The sequence below is a fragment of the Maribacter sp. Asnod2-G09 genome, from assembly GCF_045063795.1.
Lineage (GTDB): Bacteria > Bacteroidota > Bacteroidia > Flavobacteriales > Flavobacteriaceae > Maribacter.
In genome coordinates this window covers 857,021-882,000 of sequence record NZ_JBEFOA010000004.1, presented here as the reverse complement: position 1 = coordinate 882,000, position 24,980 = coordinate 857,021, and the positions used below count along the sequence as shown (strand labels likewise).

The window sequence follows — 24,980 nt, the reverse complement described above, 5'->3', positions numbered from 1 at the left end:
GTTTAAAGATTAGATGTCTTCAAAACTTACATCTGTAAAACTAGAGGTATTTGTAGTTGTATTTTCTACAGGTACTTCAGCTTCAACTTGAGCTTCTTCTTTTTTAAAGTCTTTTTGGTGTCTTTCTGAAATTACTTCAGAACCTTTTTCGTTAATGATGAAATCCATCATTTCTTCAACATTCTCTTTAAAGGCATCGAAGTCTTCTTTGTATAAATAAATTTTATGCTTCTTGTAATGGAAGGATCCATCGTCATGTGTAAATTTCTTACTTTCTGTAATCGTTAAATAATAGTCCCCAGCCTTTGTACTTCTTACATCGAAAAAGTACGTTCTTCTACCTGCGCGTAAAACTTTGGAGTGAATTTCTTCCTGATCTGATAAATCTCTTTCGCTCATTTCTAATGTTTAGTGTCGTTATGCTATCAAAAATGAAAAAAAAATCGTTATCCGACAACAATTTTCTAACTTTCTTTCTCTGAGAGCTGTTTGCTATAGAGGTCTTTATAATACCCTTCTTGGGTATTTAATTCGTCGTGCGTGCCCTCTTGAATGAGTCTGCCGTCATCTAAAACCAGTATTTTATCGGCATTTTTAGCAGAAGAAACTCTATGACTTACAATTAATGTAGTTCTATTCTTAGATGCCTTTTTAAGATTATTTAAAATTTCTTCTTCCGTTTCTGTATCAACCGCAGAAAGGCAATCATCGAATAAATAAATTTGTGGTTTCTTAATTAATGCTCTTGCGATCGACACGCGTTGCTTTTGTCCGCCACTTAACGTAATGCCTCTTTCTCCTAAAATAGTGTCATATTTTTTAGAGAAGCCCATTATATTTTCGTGTACAACGGCATCTTTGGCAATGTCCATTATTTCTTGGTCTGTAGCGTCTTCTTTTCCGAATTTGATATTGTTCTTTATACTATCAGAAAATAGAAAAGCATCTTGTGGTACGGCACCAATAGATTCTCTTAAACTGGTTAGATCAATATTTTTTATCGGTTCGTCATCTATTAAAATTTCGCCTTTTGTAGTATCGTATAATCTAGCTACTAAATCTAGAATTGTAGACTTACCAGATCCTGTTTTGCCAATAATAGCTGTAGTTTCCCCTTCGTTAATGGTAAATGATAAATGTTTTAATGCATTGATGTTGGTGTCTTGATATGTAAAGTCTACATCTTTAAATTCAATTTTACCTTTCACCTTATGCTCGTGGGTGGGCATGTTTTTAATTTCCGATTGTTGATTTAGAAATTCGTTGATCCGTTCTTGACTGGCAGCAGCTCTTTGTACGATAGATGTAAGCCATCCTACAATTGCAACGGGCCATGTTAACATGTTTACATATAATATAAACTCCGCAATCAGACCAACTTCAATTTCACCGGCTAAGTATTGTTTTCCTCCTATATATATCACCAAAATATTACTGATACCTATTAGAAGAATCATTAGGGGAAAGAACCAAGCATTTACTTTTGCCAGACTAACACTCTTCTCTTTTCCTTCAATAGCAAGTTTTTCTAAATCTTCATTGGTTTGTGGCTCTAGCGCATATGCTTTTATAACCGAAACGCCTGAAAATATTTCTTGTGTAAAAGTCGATAACGTAGATAAATACTGCTGTACGATGGTACTTCTCTTGTGTATTACCTTACTTATTTGATATATTAAAACTGATAGAAAAGGTAATGGTAGTAAGGTATATGCTGCCAAGGTTGGTGCTTTTATGAACATTAGCGGTATTAGGCAGGCAAATAAGGTTAAGGTCTGTATGCCATACATAATAGCTGGACCCGCGTACATACGTACTTCATTTACATCTTCACTTATTCTGTTCATTAAATCACCTGTTCTATTTTTCTTATAGAAGTTCAGGCTTAGTTTCTGGTAGTGATCGAATATTTCATTTTTAAGGTCATATTCTATATATCTAGAAATATTGATAATTAATTGACGCATTAAAAAAGTGAAGAATCCGGATAGAAAAGCGGCACCTATAATGATAAGAATGTATTCTAACAACAATTCTTGAGCTGTAGACTTTTCTATTTCTGCCTTTATATACTGTTCAACTACCGTTATAGAGTTGTTCACGTAAGACGGCATGATCAACTGAAATAGCCTTGCTACTATGGTTATAATGATCCCGAAAAAAAGCTTAAGCCAGTATTTTTTAAAGTATTTATTTAGATGCTTAAGTTCTTTCATAAGTTGTAGAAAAGATAATAGTGTAAAATTCTAAAGGCAAAGATAGTTTTTTGACCTAAAACGATATGTTATAAATAAGCTAAGATAAATACGATTGCTATTGTGACCCTTTAAATAGATACTTACCTTTGCGGCTTTATTTACTCGATGATCGAGGTTTAAATGCTCCGAGGGCTTGCCCCGAGGTTATTTACTAATATATTAAATAAGTTCTTTCAAATGCTTACAAGAAGGCACATTAGGGTTAAGGTAATGCAGAGTATTTACGCTCTAATTCAGTCTAAGGACGATTCGTTACAGAAACAAGAGAAGTTTTTAAAGGTAAGCATAGAGAATACCTACACGCTATATTTATTATGGCTAAGTCTTTTTGTAGAAATACAGAAAAGAGCAGCAGATCAAATATCTCTTTCTGCCAACAAATACATTGACGACAAAAAGACAGCATTTCCTAATCCGAATAAGTTTATTCAAAACAGATTGTTATTACAAATTGTTGAGAATAAGACTTTAGAAGAAGAGCTTAGTCATAGAAAGCTAGATAACTGGTATTTAGAAGAAGAGTATGTAAAACTTATCTATAAAGAAATTTTAGAGAGCGATACCTACAAAGAATACATGTCTAAACCAGAAAGCGATTATGCTGCTGATAAGGACTTGATAATAACTTTGTTCAAGAACATTATTGCACCTAACGAGAAAATTTACGATTACTTTGAAGATGATAAGTTAACTTGGGTAGATGATATACCTATTGTTAATACCTTTATTTTAAAGCATTTTAAGAAAGTAAAGCAGGTACACCCAGAATCTTACTTTTTACCAAGTCTGTTGAAAGATGATGAGGATATGACTTTTGCCATGCAATTGCTATCTAGAACATTATTAAAGAACGATGCTTTAGAAAAAGAAATAGAGGGTAAAACACCAAATTGGGATAAAGATCGTATTGCTGGTATTGATAGCATCTTATTAAAAATGGCTATTTGCGAGTTATTACATTTCCCTTCTATACCAGAAAGGGTAACTATAAATGAGTATTTAGAAATCGCTAAAGAATACTCTACACCGAAAAGTAGCATATTTATAAACGGAATTCTCGATAAGCTTACTAAAGAATACAAGTCAGAAGGAAAGCTTAACAAAATGGGAAGAGGTCTATTATAAAAATTTTTATAATTTTGCAATTAATTGATAAATCTAAATAGTATGAAAAAAATAGTTCTAATTGTTGGTCTTGTATCAATGGTAGCTTTTACTTCTTGTAAAGACAACGCATCAAGTAAGATTAAAACAGATAATGTAGCAGAAGCTGCGGTAAGAGATGAGGCTGCTAAAGCAGTACCTGTAATGTCTTTCGAGAAAGCAGAACATGATTTTGGAACAATTGAGCAAGGTACTCCACAAGAGACCGTATTTACTTTTACCAATACTGGTAATGCTCCGTTAATCATTACTGACGCTAAAAGTAGCTGTGGTTGTACAGTTCCTAATCCTCCAAAAGAGCCTATCGCACCGGGTGCAACAGGTGAGTTGAAAGTTAATTTCAATGGATCAGGTCAAAATCAGGTAACTAAAACAATTACTGTTACGGCAAATACTGAAAAAGGTTCTGAGCTTTTAAGAATTAAAGCTTTCGTTAACCCAAAAGGAGCGGCTCCATTAGGACCTGTTAAATAATTATAACATACAGATATACCAAAGATGGGTGATATAGGGCAGTTTCTTCCGATGATTTTGATTTTTGTGGTCGCATATTTTTTTATGATCAGACCTCAAATGAAAAGACAAAAGGATGAAAAGAAATTTTCAGCAGAATTAAAACGTGGTGATCGTGTTATTACCAAAAGTGGTCTGCACGGTAAGGTAGTAGATTTAAATGATAAAGATTCTTCTTGTGTATTGGAAACAATGGCAGGAAAATTAAAGTTTGATAGATCTGCCATATCCATGGAAATGAGCGCTAAATTAAACGCTCCAGAGAAAAAGTAATTCTTTCTGAATTCATATAAAAAACACCGATGGAAACATCGGTGTTTTTTTTGCTTTAATTTTTTAGATAGTAACTTACTTCTTGTATTGGTCATGAATTCCCCTGCCTGTTAATATCAACGGAACTATCTTTTCTAATCGAGATAGCTTCGTTTTTTCTTGTTTGGCAGTTGCTATATACTCAGCGTAATCTTTCTGTTTAGAATAAGTTAATTTGCTAAAAGCAGCTTTTATGTCTTCGTTATTTTCTAACGCAATAGATAAATGAACGGGAATTACAATTTTGGTTTTAGGTTTTTTCTCAATTTTTAATTGTAACCCCTTTTTTTGATTCTCAATAGCTTCGTTTATGTACGCTGTAACTTCTTTTTTATCAATGCCTTCAAGTGTAGTAAATTTCCAGTGGCGCATCGCCATGGTTTTTCCATCTTGTGCATTTTCTAAAACCTTTTTAGGGTCACTTAAAAAGACACCATTAAAAAACCAAATTCCGAAGTGATTTTTGAATTTGTTTATGGCGATGATGTTTTTGTTATCAATCATGTATGTGGGGAAACTCCATTTGTAAGTTTCTGCCATACCGCAGGCTAAGGCAAGAGCTCGTAATTCAGCTATTTCATTTTTAAAGTGATGTGGCTCATTATAGAATTCATCTAATTTCTCTTGCTTTTCCATCTGCTCATTGGTTTGCTGTCAACTCGCAAATGCGCACAATAACTTCTACCGCTTTCTGCATACTCTCTACCGGTACATATTCATACTTGCCATGAAAATTATGTCCGCCAGCAAATATGTTTGGGCATGGTAAACCCATATAACTTAATTGCGACCCATCTGTACCACCGCGTATTGGTTTAATGATTGGCTTTATACCAATATCTTCCATTGCCTTTTTAGCGGTCTCGATAATATGAAAAACAGGTTCTACCTTTTCTTTCATATTAAAGTATTGATCTTTTAATTCTAGCTCAATACAATTGTCGTATTCGTTATTGAATTTTTGTACAATGTCTTCTACTAATTTTTTACGTTGCTCAAAACGTTTTAAATCGTGATCTCTAATGATCAGTTCTACGGTGGCATTTTCTATTTCTCCTTCAAAATGATGCACATGAAAAAAGCCTTCTCTGCCAGATGTTTCTTCAGGTATTTCATGCTTGGGTAAATCGCTTATAATCTTATTGGCTATTAAAAGTGCATTTACCATTTTCCCTTTTGCATAACCTGGGTGTACACTTTTTCCTTTAATCGTTATTTTGGCACCTGCTGCATTGAAATTTTCATATTCCAGTTCACCAATCTGGCTACCATCCATAGTATATGCCCATTCTGCGCCAAATTTTTCAACGTCAAATTTATGTGCGCCACGACCTATTTCTTCATCGGGTGTAAATCCGATTCTTATGGTTCCATGCTTTATTTCTGGATTGTTTACCAAATACTCCATCGCAGTTACTATCTCTGTAATACCTGCCTTATCATCGGCACCTAATAATGTGGTGCCATCTGTAGTTATAATGGTTTGACCAATATATTGTAATAAATCATCAAAATATGACGATGACAGAATGATGTCTTTTTCCTTATTAAGAACAATATCTTTGCCGTCGTAGTTTCTTATGATTTGCGGATTCACATTCGTACCCGAAAAATCAGGGGACGTATCAAAATGAGATATAAAACCAATCGTAGGTACATCATGGTCAACATTTGAAGGTAAGGTGGCCATTATGTAAGCATTGTCGTCTATAGTAACGTCAGACAGACCTATCTCCTGTAATTCGTCCACTAATTTATGGGCTAAATTCCACTGTTTTTCAGTACTTGGCGTGGCGTCAGATGATGAGTCGCTCTGCGTATCAATAGTAATATAACTTATGAAACGATCGATGATATGCTGCATGTAAAATGGGTTTTATCAAAAATAAGGTTATAAATTGTAAATTAGTAAACGTAAGATTCGATAAATTAAATGATGATGAAAATTAGATATGTAGTAGCAATGGCTTTTCTTTTACTTTTCGCAAATGTAAATGCACAGGCAGATTGTATTCTTGGGGTTGGTGTTACGAACGATTCTATTATTTCTGATATTTTTCAATTGAACGAAATGCAAAAAGAGAAATTAGAAAGTTTTAGTGGAGAAGTTAAATTTCGGAATGATGTTTTAAGTAACGAATTAGAGAATGTAAAGAGTAGACACCCTCAAAGTAGTGTTACCGAACTACGACAATTAGCCGATAAGTACAAAGTTGTAATGGATAGTATGGCGACAGTTCAAGAAATGATGGATAAAAAAATGTTGGCGCTATTTAACTCAAATCAATACGAATTATACTTGTCTTTATGTAAAGATGCTTCGCGGTCGGCATATATTGTAACACCCGCTGTCTACACAGATAGTATACCTAGTGAAAACAGATAAAGTATTGCTTAACTTTCTCATTTACAGTTTGTATTTTTACGGCTTCTAAAATATATACATGTACAGGCTTTTTATTAGACCTCTTTTGTTTCTTCTTGATCCCGAGAAAGTTCACCATATTAGTTTTTCAAGCATTAAGTTTTTCTCCAAAATAGGACTATCTGGTCTTATTAAATCTATGTTCGTTGTTGAAGATAAAAGTTTAGAACGTGAACTATTCGGATTGAAATTTAAGAATCCGGTTGGTTTAGCTGCTGGTTTTGATAAGAATGCTGTCTTGTATAACGAATTATCAGATTTCGGATTTGGATTCGTAGAAATAGGCACCCTTACCCCAAAGCCTCAAGATGGCAATCCGAAGAAAAGATTATTTCGTTTAAAAGATGATAAGGCTATCATAAACCGCATGGGGTTTAATAACCACGGGGTTTTCGAAGCTGTTGAGAATTTAAAGAAAAATCATAAGGTGCTTATTGGTGGTAATATCGGTAAGAACAAAGTGACACCGAATAATGAAGCAATTAAAGATTACTTAATCTGTTTTGACGCCTTATTCGATCACGTAGATTACTTTGTGGTGAATGTAAGTTCACCGAATACACCAGGGTTAAGAGAATTGCAAGACAAAGAGCCATTAACGGCTTTGCTAAATGAGCTACAATTAGAAAATTCAAAGCAAAGTGAACGCAAGTCGACTGTGCGTAAACCTATTTTATTAAAAATAGCGCCAGACCTTACCGATAGTCAATTGTTAGATATTATTGATATTGTTAAAACAACAACTATTGATGGTATTATAGCTACGAATACAACTATTTCTAGAGAGAACTTAAAATCTCATGCTTTAGTAACTGAAGAAGCTGGCGGACTAAGTGGTGCTCCTTTGAAAGATAGAAGTACTGAGGTAATAAGATTTTTAGCGGAGAAGAGTAACAAGGCTTTCCCTATTATTGGTGTGGGTGGTATAAACTCTGCAGAAGATGCTATCGAGAAATTAGAAGCCGGTGCGGATCTAATTCAATTATGGACAGGCTTTGTTTATGAAGGTCCGGCTTTGGTTAAAGAGATTAATAAAGCGCTTATTGAAAAAGCTGCGGTTTAAGGTTTTAACTACTTTTATAAAATATAAATGCCCTTGTACAAATTGTGCAAGGGCATTTTATATATGTGAGATTTTAATTTATGGTTTGGTCCAGTAATCAACAACAAACACATCATCTAAATGCGGAGTTAATACAGCGCCAAATGCTTTGTGGTCTGGGTGAGGTAAGTAAATAGCACGATCTTCTTCACTTTCAAATGTTAGAAAAAAGGCATGAGTAAAACCTTTGTTCAGACCTTCTGGGCTATTGTTCAATCCCCATTCATACCCTTTAATTTGCTCAATTTTTGAAGGTAAAGCACTGAATGCTTCTTCTACTTTTTTCATTTGTTCGGCAGTCGTGCCATCTTTGAACTTAAAAAAGACAGTGTGCCTTAAAAGGCTATCGCTTTGGATCATTTTCGTTGTGGTCATGTTTTCATCTGTCTTCGCAAAAGCGTTTGACATGAATGAAATGCTAATTAGTAATAGAAATACTTTAATTTTCATAGTGTGTAAATTTTATACAAGATATTAAAAATAGGTGTAATACATGGTTATTCGTACTTTTCGGGTAGAACTAATATCTTCTAGATTGAATTACGATATATTATTGGCTTTTTCTATGGCAACCTTTGTTCTGGCACTTTCACCGGGACCCGATAATATATTTGTGCTTATACAAAGCATTAGTAATGGTAAAAAATATGGTTTAGCGGTTGTCGCAGGTCTAATGACTGGTTGTTTAGTGCATACTACTTTACTGGCATTCGGGGTTTCTGCGATTATAAAGAATAATCCCTCGATATTTACTTTTATAAAAATGTTCGGTGCCGCCTACTTGATCTATTTAGCAGTAATGGTTTATAAAGGAGGAGATGTTATAGCTATTGGTGGAGAAACGAAAAATAAAAAAAGCTTAAGGTCATTATATAAGCAGGGTTTTATAATGAATGTATTAAACCCGAAAGTGACCATATTCTTTCTTGCCTTTTTTCCAGGGTTTCTATTTTCAGATTCTTTAAGCAACGTCGTACAATTCTATACACTTGGCTTTTTATTTATAATGGTTTCTTCAATTGTTTTCGGTGCTATCGCAGTATTATCTGGTCAAATCTCTAGTTTTCTGGCATCTAATAAAAGAACAGGGTTTATTTTAAAATGGGGTCAGATTGTTGTCTTCATCGGTATTGCTGTTTATTTATTTTTTGGATAGTTTATTTGAATTATTAATAGGAGATACTTGTTTAGACTTCGTATTTTTACGAAATGTCTAATTCAAAGATCAAATTAGTAGAATGCCCACGAGATGCTATGCAAGGCATTAAGCAATTTATACCTACCGATGAAAAGGTAAGGTATATACAGTCGTTGTTGGGTTGTGGTTTTGATACTTTAGACTTCGGAAGCTTTGTTTCGCCAAAAGCGATTCCGCAAATGGTAGATACTGCTGAAGTTTTATCAAAATTAGACTTGTCAAAAACAAATACAAAGCTGCTTTCTATTGTAGCGAATGTTCGAGGTGCAGAAGATGCAGTTTCGCATTCTGAAATTGATTACCTAGGTTTTCCTTTTTCTATTTCAGAGAACTTTCAAATGCGAAATACGCATAAAACTATTGCACAATCGGTAGAGACTTTACAAGAGATATTCAATTTAGCCGATGCCGCAAACAAAGAAGTGGTGACTTATATTTCGATGGGATTTGGTAACCCTTATGGTGACCCTTGGGATGTTGATATTGTAGGGGAGTGGACAGAGAAACTCGCAAAAATGGGAGCGAAAATATTATCACTTTCAGATACTGTAGGCTCTTCTGATCCCGAAACGATTTCATACTTGTTCTCGAATCTTATTCCGAAGTACCCGAATATCGAATTCGGAGCACATTTGCATACGACACCAACTAAGTGGCACGAGAAAGTAGCTGCTGCTTACGAATCTGGTTGTAGACGTTTCGATGGTGCCATACAAGGTTTTGGTGGTTGCCCAATGGCTAAAGATGATTTAACAGGTAACATGCCTACAGAGAAAATGCTATCCTATTTTACTGCAGAAAAAGTTGACTCAGGCGTTAACTGGATGGCTTTTGAAGCTTCTTACAACAAGGCTACTGAGCTGTTTACGGCATATCATTAATCTAGCCTGTCTTATTTTTTTAGAAAATTAATTAACGTTAAGTTTATTTAGATTTATTACAAATAAACTTTGTTGGTATCTTTTTAGGTCATAAATTTGCACTCCGTTAATAAAATGTTAACGATAATTATAAGCAGATTTAAGCAGATGAAATACGTTTACCTATTAGTATTGCTATTTACTTTTACGTTTGTGAAGGCACAAACTAAAACAGATTCTATCACCTTGGTGCCCCAAACTCAAATTAATGCAGCCCAGCGTTTACTTTCTGGTAACTACGCTTCTGCGGTTACAGTGGGTGCTTATGCTGAAATGTTATACAATCAACCAGAAGGCGATAATGGCGAATTAGATGTGCAACGAATGGTATTACTTTTTGGATATCGTTTTAATGATAAAACACAATTTGTTACCGAAGTGGAGCTTGAACATGTAAATGAAGTTTTTGTTGAGCAGGCTTTTATAAATTACTCGGTTGGGAATAATATTAGTTTGCGTGGTGGTCTAATGTTGGTGCCAATGGGTATTGTAAACGAATTTCATGAACCAACAACTTTTAATGGAACAGAGCGTCCAGGTATGGATAATGCCATTGTGCCAACTACTTGGAGAGAGATTGGTGTAGGGGTTGCAGGTAGATTTAATGATATTAACTTAGGATACCAAGCTTATGTTTTTAACGGATTCAAATCTACAGAAGCTGATGGTCAAGGAGGTTTATCTGGATTCTTAGGCGGTTCTAGCGGATTAAGGGGTGGTCGTCAAAAAGCAATTCAGTCAACTATCGATAGTCCTACTTTATCTACCAAACTTGAATACTATGGTATTTCTGGTTTACGTTTAGGTATGTCAACGTATTTTGGAAAAACTCAAGCAGCAGATGATATAGAAACTTTAGAAGGTGCAAATATTGGTATTGCCATGGTAGGTTTAGATGCTCGTTACGCTTATGACCGTTTTACGGCACGTGGTCAATTTATAAATGCATCTTTATCAGATACAGAACAATATAATACCGCTACAGGAAGAGATTTGGGGAGTGCACTTAGAGGCTTTTATGTAGAAGGGGCATACAATTTGCTACCTATGGGTAAAGAGCAAAAGCTTTTTGTTTTTACGCGTTATGAGCAGTATGATACTCATGCCGATACCGAAGGTAGTTTGGTTCGCAATGATGCTTATAACAGAACAGATGTTACTACAGGTTTAACTTATCACCTTGCACCAGGGGTGGTCTTGAAAGGAGATTATCAATTTAGAAGTAATGCTTCAGACGTTGGTGATGTAAAAGACAGGCTTAATTTTGGTATCGGTGTTTGGTTTTAATCAAATTATAATAGTCAGTAGATATGAATAATAAGGTTCTAAGATTAATAAGTTGCATATTAACCATTGGTATAGTAATGGGTTTTGGTTTGCCAAAGAATATTCAGAAAAAGGTAGACAAAGAAATAGCTGGGTATTTTGAGATTGATTCTTTTACTATGGAGGCTATTGCAGTTGAAAAAAATCCTGAATTAGATTTGCCAAGTAAAATTAATGCAGAAAATTTATTTCGAGTGCTTGACGGTCAAAGTCCTATTGGTTATATATATGTAGAACAAGCTCCGAGTAAAACAGCAAATTTTGATTACATGGTTTTGCTTGATGCTAATTTTAAAATTCTACACACAAAGGTTTTAATTTATCGCGAAGAATATGGTGGTGAAATAGGAAGCAAACGTTGGTTGAAACAATTTATCGGGAAAAAACCAGGTGATCGATTAAATCATGAAACTAATATAGATGGTATTGCAGGTGCGACAATTTCTGTTCGCTCTATGACCAATGCAATTGATGACCTTTTGCAAACACTTACTATATTGCAAGAAAATAAAATGTTATAATGGAATTTAATGGTCTTTTACCAAAGCTGCCAAAACCAATTCGCTTATTTATAGGGGCTTTTGTAATTGTACTTTCTGTTGGGTATTTTACCGGTTTATTGTTCGTCTCAGAGACTAGTACTGCCTCTGTATCTGGTATTGAAGAGAATTACTTGGGTAATGAATCAGATGAAAATGCTGATGTCATGAAGTTTAAAAAGAGCGAACGACAAATGCTGACGATTATACATACCCATATACTGTCAATGTCTTTTATCTTTTTCTTGTTAGGAATTTTGGTTTGGCTAACTCAACTACCTACAAAACTAAAGGTGCTTTTAACGGTAGAACCATTTTTATCAGTATTGCTGACCTTTGGCGGAATTTATTTTTTATGGTCTGGTGTAACTTGGTTTAAATACATAGTAATAGTATCAGGTATTTTAATGACAGCGACATACACGGCATCTGCTATGATTGTGTTGTATCAATTAACATTTTCCAAACAATACGGTAATACTTTTAACCAATAATAATCACTATATTTGCACGCAATTAAATCCTTAATTGCTATGCAAGCCCACCAAAACAAAATTCTAGGAGAAGGTCTAACGTACGACGACGTATTATTAGTACCTGCATATTCTGAAGTGCTTCCAAGAGAAGTAAGTATTCAGACAAAATTCACAAGAAATATTACGATCAATGTACCAATCATATCGGCAGCGATGGATACGGTTACGGAGTCTAGAATGGCAATTGCCATGGCTCAAGAAGGTGGTATCGGCGTGTTGCACAAGAATATGAGTATTGAGCAGCAGGCAATGAAAGTGAGAAAGGTGAAAAGGGCTGAAAGCGGAATGATTTTGGATCCGGTTACACAACCACTTGATTCGAAAGTGAAAGATGCGAAAGCCAATATGAAAGAATATAGCATTGGTGGTATTCCTATCGTTGATGCCGATGGTAAACTTTTAGGTATCGTAACCAATAGAGATTTACGTTTCGAGAAAAACAACGAAAGACCAATTTCTGAGGTAATGACTTCTGAGAATTTGGTAACAGCTGCAGAAGGTACTTCACTTTCAGAAGCAGAAGATATTTTACAACAACATAAAATTGAAAAACTACCTGTAGTAGATAAAAATTACAAGTTGGTAGGGTTGATTACATTTCGTGATATTACAAAACTTACCCAAAAGCCTAGCGCTAATAAAGATCAGTTCGGTAGACTTCGTGTTGCAGCAGCTTTAGGTGTTACAGAAGATGCTGTTGAGAGAGCAGAAGCATTGGTTAATGCAGGTGTAGATGCAGTAGTTATAGATACGGCTCATGGTCATACAAAAGGTGTGGTTTCAGTATTACAAGCAGTAAAGAAGAAATTTCCTAACCTAGATGTTATCGTTGGTAACATTGCTACGGGTGAAGCAGCAAAATATTTGGTTGACGCTGGTGCAGATGCCGTTAAAGTTGGTATTGGTCCAGGTTCAATTTGTACGACTAGGGTAGTTGCAGGGGTTGGTTTTCCTCAGTTCTCTGCAGTATTAGAAGTTGCAGCAGCTATAAAAGGTTCAGGTGTTCCGGTAATTGCAGATGGTGGTATTCGTTATACAGGTGATATTCCTAAAGCGATTGCAGCAGGTGCAGATACGGTAATGCTAGGATCACTTTTAGCTGGTACAAAAGAGTCTCCTGGAGAAACGATTATCTATGAAGGTAGAAAATTTAAGTCTTACCGTGGTATGGGGTCTGTTGAAGCTATGAAACAAGGTAGTAAGGATCGTTATTTTCAAGATGTTGAAGATGATATTAAAAAATTAGTACCTGAAGGTATTGTAGGTCGTGTACCTTACAAAGGGGAATTGTATGAAAGTATTCATCAATTTATAGGCGGATTAAAAGCTGGTATGGGATATTGCGGAGCGAAAGATATCGCAACACTACAAGACACTGGTAAGTTCGTTAAAATTACCGCTAGTGGTATTAACGAAAGTCACCCTCATGATGTTACCATCACTAAAGAGAGTCCGAATTACAGTAGATAGAAAATATAATAGTAAATAAAAAAAGAGGTCTTTTAGACCTCTTTTTTTATGCCTTATAATTTAATCTAAAGAGGTGTCAATCTGTTTTTGTAGAAGTTGAACTCTTCTTAAATCATCTGAAGCTTGAAGCACTTTTGATTTTAAGGATGAATTTAAATCAGGATTCTCATCTAGAAAATGCTCTAAAATTTCATAAGCTTCTGGTGAAGTGTAATTGCCAATAGTACTGCTTAGCCATCTTTTTGGGAAAAAAATATCTCCTGTTTTTTGTATTTCATCAACCAAGTCTAGACTTACCCTTAGATATTGAATGGATTCTTTTTGATGCAAAGGGTGATTTAAATTATTCATGGCATTAGCAACCCATGATTCTTTAGCTCGGTTTTCTTCTTGTTGAAGTGATTCAAAAAAGTCATTTCTAGTCTGCTGATCTTTTGAGAAAGAGGGTAGTAAAAAGGTAAAGCGATTTAATTTGTCATTATTGCTAATAGCCTTTTCTGCTCTTTTTAGAATACTTTCACTTTCTGGGTGTCTGTACAAAGCTAAATCCATCGCCAGTTCAGTAAAGTTGTCATCGTTAAGCTTTAGATTGTTAATCACTAATTCTTTGTTCCATATTTTATATAAATGGTCTAATGAAATACCAGTGTATCCAATTGATGTGTAGGCGGAGTATAAGGTCTTTTTAATATTAGCAGGTAACTCTTCTTGTAATTTAGACCATACTTGCTCGCTAATTTCTTTCTGATAAAATAGGCGTTGTTCTGCGGTAAGGTATTTCCAAAATACTGAAGTGGTGTATCTAGAGATGAGATTAATTAATAATTCATTCTTTTCATTAATTAGCCCTTTAGAGTATAGTTTTATAGCTGCAGCGGGAGTAATGCTTCCATTTAGCATATTCTCATACACATTAATATAGGCGTAACTACGAGCCACTTGGTCATTTATCGTTGGTATGATATCTAGATCTTTTTCTTGAATAGGAAACACTCCGTAGCCTTCAGCATTTGAATTATAAAGTATTGAAGTTGGTTTAGCAAGTCCAATAGCCTCCTCTAAAACCAATTCACTATCAATCATGTTGACAGTTAAAGTTTTTGTTTTATCAGGATAAATAAACAGTACTTCAAATTTCTGAGGCCACGAATGATTTGATTTGTCTTCTGCTTTTTGAGATAGTTTAAAAGATGTGATGTTGTTGTCATCATCATATTCTATGTTATCACTAAAAATAGGTCTGCTGGAGTTATTAACCCAAACATCGCTCCATGCAACCATATCTGTAGCTGATTTTTTGTCTAGAATAGCAATTAACTCTCCCCAAACAGCATTCTTAAAAGCAAAGGTTTTTATATATTCTTGAATACCACTTTGAAATGCCTCTTTACCTAAAACGGTTTCTAGTTGGCGCATCATTATTGGTGCCTTGTTGTAAATAATACTACCGTAAAGAGAACCTGCATTGTTGAGGTTTTTTAAATCTTGCCGAATAGGGTTAGTACCCAAAGTTCTGTCTTCCCCGTAAGCATTAGGGTAGTGGGTAATCATAAAAGCCAATTGATGGTCAATATCTGGGAAAGTGGGATTCATGATTTTATCTGCCATAAAATTGGCAAACACTTCTTTCATCCAAACATCATTAAACCAATTCATCGTAACTAAATCGCCAAACCACATGTGCGATGTTTCATGTGCAATTAGTTTTGCACGGCTCAATTTTGTGTTGGCAGTGGCACTTTCGTCTAAGAAGAGTGAGCTTTCTCGATACTGTATAGCTCCCACATGCTCCATACCGCCATATTGAAATCCGGGTATTGCGGCAAAATCCATTTTTTGAAAAGGGAAAGGATAATCTGTATACTTCTCTAAAAATGTTAGAGATTGTTGATGTAAATTAAAAATGGAGTCTAGGCTATATTTAATTTTGGTAGCATCGGTTTCTCGGTATAACATGGTCATATCCATATTAGCCGGTTTTTGAGTTACAGATTCAAATTTACCTGCTACAAATGAAAATAGATACGTACTCATTTGGTCAGAAGCACTAAAATTATGTTGTGTGTATTCCCCTTTCTGAGTTTGCTTTACTTCTTTTGAACCGCATAAAACTTTCCAATCATTTGGTGCTGTAATATTCAGCGTATACATACCTTTTATATTAGGTTGATCAAAACAAGGGAATAGTGTTCTTGCACGATCAGGTACTAATAAAGTGTACAAGTAATCTTCATTTCTATTAAGAGAAAGCTCACCAGCATCAAACTCAATTATAATGGTGTTATTTCCTTTAACCAAGTAGTCTTCATGTAGAACTATATGTTCATTTTTATGAAGAATAGCGACATCAGCTTCATTAATGGAGACCGATTTTATGTTTGAAGTTTCCTCTTTAAAATCTAAGTAGACTGGTTCTTGAAGTTGTGCTAGTTCAAAATTTAAAACTAGATGAGAGGGTATAGGAGCTTCTTGTTCCTTAGGGATTTCAAAACTTAAGTTGTAATGAACATTTGAGATTTGTGAAGCTCTTTGGGTTGCTATAGCTTCTGATACTCCAGATTCAAGTGGCTTTACTGTGTCCTTTTCGTTAGAGCACGAAATAAAAAATACAACTAAAAAACTAGCGTAAAATAGGTACTTCATAAGTTAGCGTTATACGTTGCTGTGAAAGTACTTTAATGGAAATTACTTTCCAATTTTTCAACAACGTATAACTCTAAATGAGCATAACTTTATAGATGAGCCATTACATACTTGTAATGACTATAGTAGAGAAGTGTGAAATCTGATAATTATTTACCAGCTTCGCCTGTATAGGCTTTCCAATCTTTTTCTTTATAAATGTCGCTACCAAAATAACGAGCTATTTCTAAGAATGGCTCTGGTTTTTGATAACCAGGTATAGGTGAAAGCATATTTAATTCTTCGTCTAAGAAAATAGTAGTTGGGTAACTTAAGCGACCTTGCATTAAGGCTGCTGCAAATTCATGATATCCTTTTCTACCCGATGGAACAAACTTGTATGTCTTCCCTTTATATTCGATAGGATCTTTACCTTCTCCATCAAATTTAACCATATAGTAGTTCTCTGCCATATAAGCAGCTACCTCAGGATTTTGAAAAGTGTCCTTATCCATTTTCTTGCACCATCCACACCAATCTGTGTACACATCAATAAAGACTTTCTTTGGGTTTGTGTCGGTTGCCGTTAATTCGGCAGCCTCTTCCCAAGAAATCCAATTAACCTCTTGTGCATAGCTAGCAACCGAAACAAAGAGCACGGCTAAAAATAAAAATGATTTGGAAAAAGATAAAGAATACGTCTTCATGAGTTTAATTTGAGTGTTTAGTCCAACTATTATACCAAAACTAACGTATTTTCAAATGCTTTATTTCACTTTTACTGTTTCTTTAACAGCGAATAAATCTTTTACATCTACTTGGTTACGAATTAAATCTTCAAAAGTTTCTCTTTCGCGTATAAGAATTGCTTTTCCTTTATGCCAAAGAACTTCTGCTGGTCTAAATCTTGAGTTGTAGTTACTTGCCATGGTAAAGCAATACGCACCTGCATTTTTAAAGCAAAGAATATCACCTTCGGTAATTTCATTTATTCTTTTATTACTGGCAAAAGTATCGGTCTCACAGATATACCCTACAACAGAATAATAACGTTCTCTGCCTTTTGGATTAGAAATGTTATTGATGGTATGCGTAGCGCCGTAAAGCATTGGTCTAATTAAATGATTAAAACCAGAATCTACACTTGCGAATACTGTTGATGTCGTTTGTTTAACCACATTTACTTTTGCAAGAAAAACACCTGCTTCACTCACTAAAAACTTGCCAGGCTCAAAAGCCAATGTCAAATCTTTGCCATATTCTTTACAGAACTCATTAAAACGAGTACTTAGTTTTTTACCTAGCTCTTCAACATTAGTTTCAATATCACCTTCTTTATAAGGTACTTTGAAGCCGCTACCGAAATCTATAAAATCAAGATTTTTAAAATTACGAGCAGTATCAAAAAGAATTTCAGAAGCATATAAGAATACGTCGATATCTAAAATGTCACTGCCTGTATGCATGTGAATACCGTTGATATTCATTTTAGTTAATTCTACAATACGAAGTAAATGCGGAATTTGATGAATGCTGATTCCGAATTTAGAATCTATATGACCTACAGAAATATTAGAATTTCCACCTGCCATTACATGCGGATTGATACGTATGCATACCGGAATATTTGGATGCTTACTACCGAATTGTTCTAATATTGAAAGGTTGTCTATGTTGATACGAACACCCAATTTGGCAGCTTGCTCAATTTCTTCTAAAGAAACTCCGTTAGGGGTAAATATGATTGATTCTGGTTTAAAACCAGCTAACAAACCTAATTGTACTTCTTGTATAGAAACGGTATCAAGACCACTACCAAGACTGTTCATTAATCTTAGAATAGTAATATTAGAAAGTGCCTTGGCAGCATAGTTAAGTTGCAATTTCTTTACAGAACCAAATGCTTTGGTCAATCTATTGAACTGTGAAACTATTTTTTCCGAGTCGTAAACATACACCGGATCACCATAGGTTTTTGCGATTTGCAATAAATCCTCATTTCTCATACTATCTAATTTTAAGGCGAATTTACTTTTCTAATTTATTAAGAACAAAAATAATAACATAAAAACGCTAAAAATAACAAATTGTGATATTTGTAACATTAGAGAAGCTGATTTATTTTGGCGCTATATAATCTGCTTTGTACATTTAGCAAATGAAATTACCTTTATTTCCGTTACAGTCCATTTTCTTTCCGGGTGAAACCGTGCCGCTTCATGTTTTTGAAGATCGCTACAAACAACTAATACAAGATTGTAGAGAAGAAGCCATCACTTTTGGTATTCCTGTTTTTATAAATAATAAGATGGAATATGGTGTTGAGGTACAGCTGGTAGAAGTGGTAACAACGTATGAAACGGGAGAGATGGATGTAGTCTGTGTAGCGAGGCAAGTATTTAAATTACTCGCTTTTGATAATATCATGGAAAATAAGCTTTATTCCGGTGGTATTGTAAAGTTGTTGGAGTACGACTATGAAGCATCCGAAGAAAAAAAGCAAACTATAATTAATGGTATAGAACAGTTATATGCTATTATGGATGTGCCTTATACCAAACTGAATGTAAAAGGATTCAATAGTTTTACCCTAGCGCACAAGATCGGATTGTCTTTTGAGCAAGAGTATCAACTATTACAAATACCCACAGAAAATGATCGGCTTAATTTTATAAGTCTGCATTTAACTTCTACGATTACTGTGTTGTCAGAAGTAAATAGAACCAAAAAAACAATCGAACTTAACGGACATTTTAAAAATTTTGATCCTTTAGATTTTAAAGATTTAGAGATTTAGGTCGTTTTTTAGCTACAAAATACAATCACATTAGAAGAATTTTGTGTGTTTATCAGATTAATTATACTAGTTATTCTAATTAATCACCAGTATTTTTAGATTATTACTTCCTGTTTCCTATTTTTGCTTAACAATTAAATTCACCATATATATGAACCTTCACGAATATCAAGGAAAAGAGATATTAGCAAGTTTTGGGGTGCGCATCCAAAGAGGAATAGTTGCCCAAAATGCAAAAGAGGCTGTTGAGGCTGCAAAGCAATTAACTGCTGAAACCGGAACTGGATGGCACGTTATTAAAGCGCAAGTACACGCAGGTGGTCGTGGTAAAGGTGGTGGTGTAAAATTAGCCAAAAACCTTAAAGAAGTAGAAGAGATAGCAAACCAGATTATTGGTATGAACTTAATTACACCGCAAACTTCTGCAGAGGGTAAAAAAGTACACCAAGTATTGGTTGCCGAAGATGTTTACTACCCAGGCGAGAGCGAAACTAGTGAATTCTATATGTCTGTTGTATTGAACAGAGCTACTGGTAAGAATATGATTATGTATTCTACAGAAGGTGGTATGGACATTGAAGAGGTTGCTGAAAGTACTCCGCATTTAATTTTTACAGAAGAAATTGACCCAGCTACAGGATTGTTAGGTTTTCAAGCAAGAAAAATTGCTTTTAACTTAGGTCTTTCAGGTACTGCGTTCAAAGAGATGACAAAATTCGTTGCATCATTATATAAGGCATATGTAGAAAGTGATTCTAATATGTTCGAAATTAACCCAGTATTAAAAACATCTGATGATTTGATCATGGCTGTTGATGCTAAGGTTTCTATCGATGATAATGCACTATACCGTAGAAAGCAATATGCTGATATGCGTGATCTTAGAGAAGAGAATGCTATTGAAGTAGAAGCAAGAGAAGTTGGTCTTAACTATGTTGATCTTGACGGTAACGTTGGGTGTATGGTTAACGGTGCAGGTCTTGCAATGGCAACTATGGATTTAATTAAAATGGCAGGTGGTGAGCCAGCTAACTTCTTAGATGTTGGTGGTACTGCAGATGCTAAAAGAGTTGAAGAGGCGTTTAGAATTATATTAAAAGATCCTAATGTTAAGGCAATTCTAATTAACATATTTGGTGGTATCGTTCGTTGTGATCGTGTAGCACAAGGTGTTGTTGATGCTTATAAGAATATGGGTGATTCAATGAAAGTGCCGATTATTGTAAGATTACAAGGTACTAATGCTGAATTAGCAAAAGAGATTATTGATAACTCAGGACTTGCAGTACAATCTGCTGTACAGTTCCAAGAGGCTGCAGATAAAGTAAAAGCTGTATTGGCTTAAACAAGTTTGCTTTTCATAGTATATAAAGACCATTCATATTGAATGGTCTTTTTTTTTACCCTTTTACATCTTAGTATTATTGAAAATGTAGTTTATAGTATGAAAATCTGCATATTTTATCAATATAATATTAAATAGATGTTAAAATTATCATATTGATATTTTAAATCCGTTATTTTGTGGTATATGTAATTTGGACGTATAATTTCGAACCTTTAAAATATATAGTATGAAAAAAGTCAAAATTATTTTAATCGCAATGTTAGCATTTGGGATTGGAACTGTTACGGCTCATGATATTGAGTCGAAAGATGATAAAGGAACAAAGTGGATAACTGCTCAAATTCATGAGATGTTAGCCGATGAGGATATACCTGATCAAATAAGAGGTGCTAAGGCTGAAATTAAAATTGCCGTTGCAGAAGATGGTATGTACAGGTTGTTATCAATTAAATCTACCAATAGTCAATTAAAAGAATTTTTGAAGAACGGTATTGATTTTAAAAATCTTGAACCAGGCAATACAGATTTAGTTTACGTTATTCCAATAGAAATAGCTGACTAGTAGAATTACTACTTACCATTTTTAAAGAACGCTTATTTAGCGTTCTTTTTTTTTGTGAATCAATATTGAAATATCAGGTTATTAGGTATTTATTGTCTTTTTTGTTTTAAGTAATCGTAATTATAAAAGGAGCAAATCTATATTTTATGTTACGGAAATGAAATAATGGTTAAGACTACACAATCATGTTTTTCGCATGATTTCTATTTCTAAATTTGGGATGTATAATTGAGGAATTAGTATTAAAGAGATGTTAAAATGAGATTAAATTGTAACAATCTTATTTTACAATCGTCTTTTTAGTAATTCATCATCAATCAATTATTAATCATACTTCAGAAAAACTGAGGTAAAAAACAAAAAGTCATGAGAAAATTAAGTTTAGTAGTCGTAGCTGCAATGCTACTTGCAACAGGTAATGTATTAGCGAACGATGTTAAAGGTGAAAACCCTTCTAAAAATCTTTCAACACAGATTTCACAAATGTTAACGGAGAATAATTTCTCTGAAGAACATAACGATTTAACAGCTCAGGTTCGTTTTACTTTGAATGCAGATGGGGAAATTGTAGTGTTATCTGTAAATTCTGAATTTGATAAAATGGAAAGTTTTGTCAAAGCCAAATTAAACTATCAAAAAGTTAATTTGACAGACGTAGAGGAAGGTAAAGTATATACCATTCCTGTACGAATAGAGGCTTAATTCATTTAATTATGCCATAAAAAAATCTTAGTACACAGGGGTGTATTAAGATTTTTTCTTGTTTTTATACTTCACAGCGCTAACGGCAGTATCTACCTTATTCATCTGCTTTGTTTTAAAATCTTTTCTTTCATTGTTTTTTTGTGTCGGTCTTTTGGTGCTGGTAGCCATAGCCAATAAAACTTCGCCCGGTATTTTAGGGGAATCTTTTGTTCCGCGTAAATGAAGAACCAATCCGTTTAAAAAGTTACGTAGCACTTGATCTCCACATTCCATATAATTAGGATGATCTTCATTTCTAAAGAAAGCACCTAATTCACTTTTAGAAATTTTAAAATCTACAAGCTGTAAAATATCAACGATTTGGTCATCTCTGAATTTTAACGCTACTCTTAGTTTTTTAAATATATCATTATTAGTCATACCGCAAATTTAAGGACTGCAAGTTATTATAAAAATATGACCTGTTGGTTGCTGTTTGCCATTAATAGATTTCGTTTATATATCACTATGACATTAAAAGATAAAAATGAATGTATTTGTTGCAGTAGTATAACAGTGGTACATTTTACAGTTTCTAAAGATTGTTAATCGCTAGTTTATGGTAACTACTTCATATAATGGTACTTATGGTATTTCGTCGATTATTCTCTAATCCATAAAGTAAAATATAATAATAACAGAAATGCAATGTTATAATTGTAGGAATAATCCTTCAAACATTAAATTTAATAAGAAGGAAAATGAATTGTGCAACCTTATTTTAAGTATTGAAGATCAGATTTTAATGCATAACATATTCAAACCTTACTTAATAAAAGTGTTAAGAATATTTCTGACTGAAAACGTATTGTACGTTTAAGTTATTTGGTTATTAAAATATAGAAGTTTTAAATAAAAAATTGATTCGTAAATGATAATGTTTATCTAACAGTTTAAGATTATGAGGAAAGAAAATGTGAAGTTAAAGATAATCTCTGGCATGATTCAATCTTCTATGGTCAATAATGGTCTTGATGAAATAGAATATGATTTTATATGCTGTGTTAGTCAACAACTGGGGTTGAATCAAGATATTGTTGATGAATATATCGAGAATCAAGAAATTTTTATTCTTCCCGTATCTAGGGAAAGTAGGGTCTTAAAGTTTTATAAAACAGCTTTGCATGATAAAAATTTATGTAAAAGTTACTTTAAATGGATAAGAGCATCTTACAGGCAAGGAATAGAGTTAGGTTTACCTCAAAAGATCATTAGAAAGTTTTTGTACGATATTCATTTTTGTGGAGATTATTCCCAAGGAGAGCAAATCATCAAAAGTTATTTTTCAAAGTAATACTTTAGAGATTTAACTAGCTTTTGCCTCATGGAGAATCTTTAATGAAATAAAACAGCTGACTTTTACGTTAAAAACATGTAGCAGCTGAATATCAATTTGTTACGTAAGAATATGCCTACTACTAAAGAAAAATTGAGTATTTTATCAGAAATGATTTCGTTTGCGAAAGTCAATAACGAGGTGAAAGAATCTGAGTATGATTTTCTTTTTTCGGTTGCCCAGCAATTAGAAATAAGTAAAAAGACTTTTGATAGTCTCTTTACTTCAAACGTTGAACATGTGATCCCTAAATCACAATCAGAACGGTTATTGCAATTTCATAGGTTGATTTTGCTAATGAATGTCGACGATGATCAAGATGTCAATGAGGTTAAAAGAATTTATGATATCGGTTTAAACATGGGCTTACCACCAGGTGCCATTCAGCAGGTACTTTCTATAATGCATAAGTATCCGAATAAAATAGTGCCACCAGAAGTGTTAATTTCTATTTTCAAAGCTCATTACAATTAAGACCAAGATATAAAGTCGGCATCCAATTTACTAAGGTCTCTTTTGTTCTCGATATTACTATTGGCATCTAACCTTAATTCTTCTATTTCTTTCTCAATAACTTCTAACTGATTAGAATTTAATACTTGAGTGGTTAGTGTTTTTAACATATGCATCAATTTTCGCATTACCGTAATATCATGCTTACAGTATAATCTGTAGGTCGCCATGACATTAAATAAAACTTCAGAAAATTTCGCACATTTAATTCGTGTCCAATTTTCTTTTTCGGTATCGGTAATGTATTCAAAATCTGCCTTTCGCATTAAATCTAAAAAGAGTGAAGTTAAATAGTCAATGGTGTTTAATGCTGTTCCGGGGTCATTTATACCCGGCGACATTGCCTTTACGCCGATTTCAGAAATTTGTCTAAATCCATAAATGTAATTTTCTCCGATAAGTTCTTCGTTACTAAAAAGTAGCGTACTCGTTATCTTTTTCTTTAATTCGTTACTTAAAGGTTTTTCAGTTTTAAACCCGATGGTACCGTCTAGAATAAACTGCCCTTTATATAATTGTATGATAACTTTCATTGAGTTCTCTTTACATAACTCTAGTAAGTCATCGTTAAGAACTCCGTAAAAATAACCGGTTTCGGTAATTTCATGTTTTTCCCAATGTTCATGATTTGGAAACTCGAAGGTATTCATCTCTTGTTCTTCTATAATTGATGTTATTTCCGATTTTGTTCTAGAGTGAATTGCTGTTAGAATATTACCTACCTGTATTGCTTGTGATATATGATGAATAAAATAGATGAAGGCAGCCAAACATACCACTACTAGTATAATACCCAATAACACTGAAAACCCGGGAGTTTGATAAGAATTCTCTGTCGGTTCAATAGAGATAAGAATAAAAATGTTATAAAGTATGGTAGCTATATATAGACCTAAAACGATTTGATGCTTTTGATCAGATATGATGCCTGGTAATACTCTTGGGGAGAAGTTACTAGAAGCTTGATTTAATAGCACCATTACCATAGAGAAACTAAATACAGTTAATGAGATTAAACCACCTATAAGTGTACTTAAAATCGTTTTAGCAGTGTCGGTATCATCGATTACTAAAGCGGGAGATACTTTGATTAGGTAAGCAGAAATATTCTTTTGCTCTAGATAAATCATTAAAAATGCCAATAATAGTCCTGCTAAAGATATAATGGTAGGGTAAAATGCGATTCTGGTTCGTATTTGATCAAAAAAGTTGATTAGTCTATCCATTTTATAAATTCTCTTCATAAAATTAGTGAATGAGACTGCAGGTAAGTGTCTGATATGCTAAAATTACAG

General features: G+C 33.9%; 27 protein-coding genes. 17 read left to right on the top strand and 10 right to left on the bottom strand.

All coding sequences use genetic code 11. The features are described from left to right. Nucleotides 1-9 precede the first annotated feature (9 nt). Both ACJJVT_RS10835 and ACJJVT_RS10830 read right to left on the bottom strand, forming a co-directional pair. Nucleotides 10-399, bottom strand: coding sequence for a PUR family DNA/RNA-binding protein (locus ACJJVT_RS10835; protein ID WP_405398597.1), 390 nt, complete (start codon nt 397-399; stop codon nt 10-12). Nucleotides 400-464: 65 nt separating this feature from the next. Next, nucleotides 465-2,216, bottom strand: coding sequence for an ABC transporter ATP-binding protein (locus ACJJVT_RS10830; RefSeq protein WP_405398595.1), 1,752 nt, complete (start codon nt 2,214-2,216; stop codon nt 465-467). A 219-nt stretch (nt 2,217-2,435) separates the two neighbouring features. Here ACJJVT_RS10830 and nusB point away from each other — a divergent pair, with 219 nt between their 5' ends. Genes nusB through yajC form a run of 3 tightly spaced genes read left to right on the top strand, consistent with a single transcriptional unit; the run spans nt 2,436 to nt 4,208 of the window. Continuing rightward, on the top strand, nt 2,436-3,383 hold the full coding sequence (gene nusB, locus ACJJVT_RS10825; protein WP_405398593.1) for a transcription antitermination factor NusB: 948 nt from the start codon (nt 2,436-2,438) through the stop codon (nt 3,381-3,383). Between the two features lie 42 nt (nt 3,384-3,425). Further along, nucleotides 3,426-3,896: a DUF1573 domain-containing protein gene (locus ACJJVT_RS10820; protein ID WP_303598092.1), complete on the top strand. Its 471-nt coding sequence runs from the start codon at nt 3,426-3,428 to the stop codon at nt 3,894-3,896. A gap of 24 nt (nt 3,897-3,920) precedes the next feature. After that, nucleotides 3,921-4,208: a preprotein translocase subunit YajC gene (gene yajC / locus ACJJVT_RS10815; protein ID WP_073243291.1), complete on the top strand. Its 288-nt coding sequence runs from the start codon at nt 3,921-3,923 to the stop codon at nt 4,206-4,208. A 75-nt stretch (nt 4,209-4,283) separates the two neighbouring features. Here yajC and ACJJVT_RS10810 read toward each other — a convergent pair whose 3' ends face one another. After that, on the bottom strand, nt 4,284-4,883 hold the full coding sequence (locus tag ACJJVT_RS10810) for a YdeI family protein (RefSeq protein WP_405398591.1): 600 nt from the start codon (nt 4,881-4,883) through the stop codon (nt 4,284-4,286). Nucleotides 4,884-4,887: 4 nt separating this feature from the next. Beyond that, nucleotides 4,888-6,111: a peptidase T gene (gene pepT / locus ACJJVT_RS10805; protein ID WP_405398589.1), complete on the bottom strand. Its 1,224-nt coding sequence runs from the start codon at nt 6,109-6,111 to the stop codon at nt 4,888-4,890. A 72-nt stretch (nt 6,112-6,183) separates the two neighbouring features. Here pepT and ACJJVT_RS10800 point away from each other — a divergent pair, with 72 nt between their 5' ends. Next, nucleotides 6,184-6,633 carry a hypothetical protein gene (locus tag ACJJVT_RS10800; RefSeq protein ID WP_405398587.1) on the top strand — a complete coding sequence of 150 codons (450 nt, stop codon included), beginning with the start codon at nt 6,184-6,186 and terminating at the stop codon, nt 6,631-6,633. Between the two features lie 58 nt (nt 6,634-6,691). Further along, nucleotides 6,692-7,735: a quinone-dependent dihydroorotate dehydrogenase gene (locus ACJJVT_RS10795; protein ID WP_405398585.1), complete on the top strand. Its 1,044-nt coding sequence runs from the start codon at nt 6,692-6,694 to the stop codon at nt 7,733-7,735. 78 nt (nt 7,736-7,813) lie between these two features. On the opposite strand, the gene ACJJVT_RS10790 is transcribed toward ACJJVT_RS10795, so the two are convergent. Continuing rightward, complete coding sequence (locus ACJJVT_RS10790) at nt 7,814-8,224, bottom strand: Dabb family protein (protein ID WP_405398583.1); 411 nt, start codon at nt 8,222-8,224, stop codon at nt 7,814-7,816. Between the two features lie 85 nt (nt 8,225-8,309). Between ACJJVT_RS10790 and ACJJVT_RS10785 the strand changes: the two genes are divergently transcribed. The 6 genes from ACJJVT_RS10785 to guaB all read left to right on the top strand — a co-directional run bounded on the left by ACJJVT_RS10785 (nt 8,310) and on the right by guaB (nt 13,763). Further along, entirely contained in the window at nt 8,310-8,930 is a 621-nt protein-coding gene (locus ACJJVT_RS10785) for a LysE family translocator (RefSeq protein WP_405398581.1), read from the top strand. Nucleotides 8,931-8,983: 53 nt separating this feature from the next. Continuing rightward, on the top strand, nt 8,984-9,853 hold the full coding sequence (locus ACJJVT_RS10780) for a hydroxymethylglutaryl-CoA lyase (RefSeq protein WP_405398580.1): 870 nt from the start codon (nt 8,984-8,986) through the stop codon (nt 9,851-9,853). 147 nt (nt 9,854-10,000) lie between these two features. Continuing rightward, nucleotides 10,001-11,179, top strand: coding sequence for a hypothetical protein (locus tag ACJJVT_RS10775; RefSeq protein ID WP_405398579.1), 1,179 nt, complete (start codon nt 10,001-10,003; stop codon nt 11,177-11,179). Between the two features lie 23 nt (nt 11,180-11,202). Next, entirely contained in the window at nt 11,203-11,739 is a 537-nt protein-coding gene (locus ACJJVT_RS10770; RefSeq protein ID WP_405398578.1) for an FMN-binding protein, read from the top strand. Further along, nucleotides 11,739-12,251: a hypothetical protein gene (locus tag ACJJVT_RS10765; protein WP_405398577.1), complete on the top strand. Its 513-nt coding sequence runs from the start codon at nt 11,739-11,741 to the stop codon at nt 12,249-12,251. The genes ACJJVT_RS10770 and ACJJVT_RS10765 overlap by 1 nt, the downstream gene beginning before the upstream one ends. A 39-nt stretch (nt 12,252-12,290) precedes the next feature. Beyond that, nucleotides 12,291-13,763: an IMP dehydrogenase gene (gene guaB, locus ACJJVT_RS10760; protein WP_405398575.1), complete on the top strand. Its 1,473-nt coding sequence runs from the start codon at nt 12,291-12,293 to the stop codon at nt 13,761-13,763. Nucleotides 13,764-13,823: 60 nt separating this feature from the next. Here the strand turns inward: guaB and ACJJVT_RS10755 are convergent, their stop codons facing one another. The 3 genes from ACJJVT_RS10755 to lysA all read right to left on the bottom strand — a co-directional run bounded on the left by ACJJVT_RS10755 (nt 13,824) and on the right by lysA (nt 18,391). Then, nucleotides 13,824-16,406 carry a M1 family metallopeptidase gene (locus ACJJVT_RS10755; RefSeq protein ID WP_405398574.1) on the bottom strand — a complete coding sequence of 861 codons (2,583 nt, stop codon included), beginning with the start codon at nt 16,404-16,406 and terminating at the stop codon, nt 13,824-13,826. Nucleotides 16,407-16,555: 149 nt separating this feature from the next. After that, nucleotides 16,556-17,092: a thioredoxin family protein gene (locus tag ACJJVT_RS10750; protein WP_405398572.1), complete on the bottom strand. Its 537-nt coding sequence runs from the start codon at nt 17,090-17,092 to the stop codon at nt 16,556-16,558. Between the two features lie 60 nt (nt 17,093-17,152). Continuing rightward, complete coding sequence (lysA, locus tag ACJJVT_RS10745; protein WP_405398571.1) at nt 17,153-18,391, bottom strand: diaminopimelate decarboxylase; 1,239 nt, start codon at nt 18,389-18,391, stop codon at nt 17,153-17,155. Nucleotides 18,392-18,543: 152 nt separating this feature from the next. Between lysA and ACJJVT_RS10740 the strand changes: the two genes are divergently transcribed. The 4 genes from ACJJVT_RS10740 (at nt 18,544) to ACJJVT_RS10725 (ending at nt 21,794) form a co-directional block, all read left to right on the top strand. Beyond that, nucleotides 18,544-19,182 (top strand): LON peptidase substrate-binding domain-containing protein, encoded by a 639-nt coding sequence (locus ACJJVT_RS10740; RefSeq protein WP_405398570.1) that lies wholly within the window; start codon nt 18,544-18,546, stop codon nt 19,180-19,182. A 151-nt stretch (nt 19,183-19,333) separates the two neighbouring features. Further along, nucleotides 19,334-20,527 carry an ADP-forming succinate--CoA ligase subunit beta gene (sucC, locus tag ACJJVT_RS10735; protein ID WP_133686854.1) on the top strand — a complete coding sequence of 398 codons (1,194 nt, stop codon included), beginning with the start codon at nt 19,334-19,336 and terminating at the stop codon, nt 20,525-20,527. A gap of 229 nt (nt 20,528-20,756) precedes the next feature. Beyond that, nucleotides 20,757-21,092: a hypothetical protein gene (locus ACJJVT_RS10730; RefSeq protein WP_405398569.1), complete on the top strand. Its 336-nt coding sequence runs from the start codon at nt 20,757-20,759 to the stop codon at nt 21,090-21,092. A gap of 366 nt (nt 21,093-21,458) precedes the next feature. Next, on the top strand, nt 21,459-21,794 hold the full coding sequence (locus tag ACJJVT_RS10725; protein WP_405398568.1) for a hypothetical protein: 336 nt from the start codon (nt 21,459-21,461) through the stop codon (nt 21,792-21,794). A gap of 45 nt (nt 21,795-21,839) precedes the next feature. Here ACJJVT_RS10725 and ACJJVT_RS10720 read toward each other — a convergent pair whose 3' ends face one another. Beyond that, a complete protein-coding gene (locus tag ACJJVT_RS10720) occupies nt 21,840-22,217 on the bottom strand; it encodes a DUF1456 family protein (protein ID WP_405398567.1) in 378 nt (125 codons plus the stop codon). Nucleotides 22,218-22,737: 520 nt separating this feature from the next. On the opposite strand from ACJJVT_RS10720, the gene ACJJVT_RS10715 reads away from it, so the two are divergent. Continuing rightward, nucleotides 22,738-23,130: a hypothetical protein gene (locus tag ACJJVT_RS10715; protein WP_405398565.1), complete on the top strand. Its 393-nt coding sequence runs from the start codon at nt 22,738-22,740 to the stop codon at nt 23,128-23,130. 114 nt (nt 23,131-23,244) lie between these two features. Beyond that, nucleotides 23,245-23,646 (top strand): TerB family tellurite resistance protein, encoded by a 402-nt coding sequence (locus ACJJVT_RS10710; RefSeq protein WP_405398563.1) that lies wholly within the window; start codon nt 23,245-23,247, stop codon nt 23,644-23,646. Here ACJJVT_RS10710 and ACJJVT_RS10705 read toward each other — a convergent pair. After that, nucleotides 23,643-24,911: a DUF2254 domain-containing protein gene (locus tag ACJJVT_RS10705; protein WP_405398562.1), complete on the bottom strand. Its 1,269-nt coding sequence runs from the start codon at nt 24,909-24,911 to the stop codon at nt 23,643-23,645. The genes ACJJVT_RS10710 and ACJJVT_RS10705 overlap by 4 nt on opposite strands. Nucleotides 24,912-24,980: the final 69 nt, after the last annotated feature.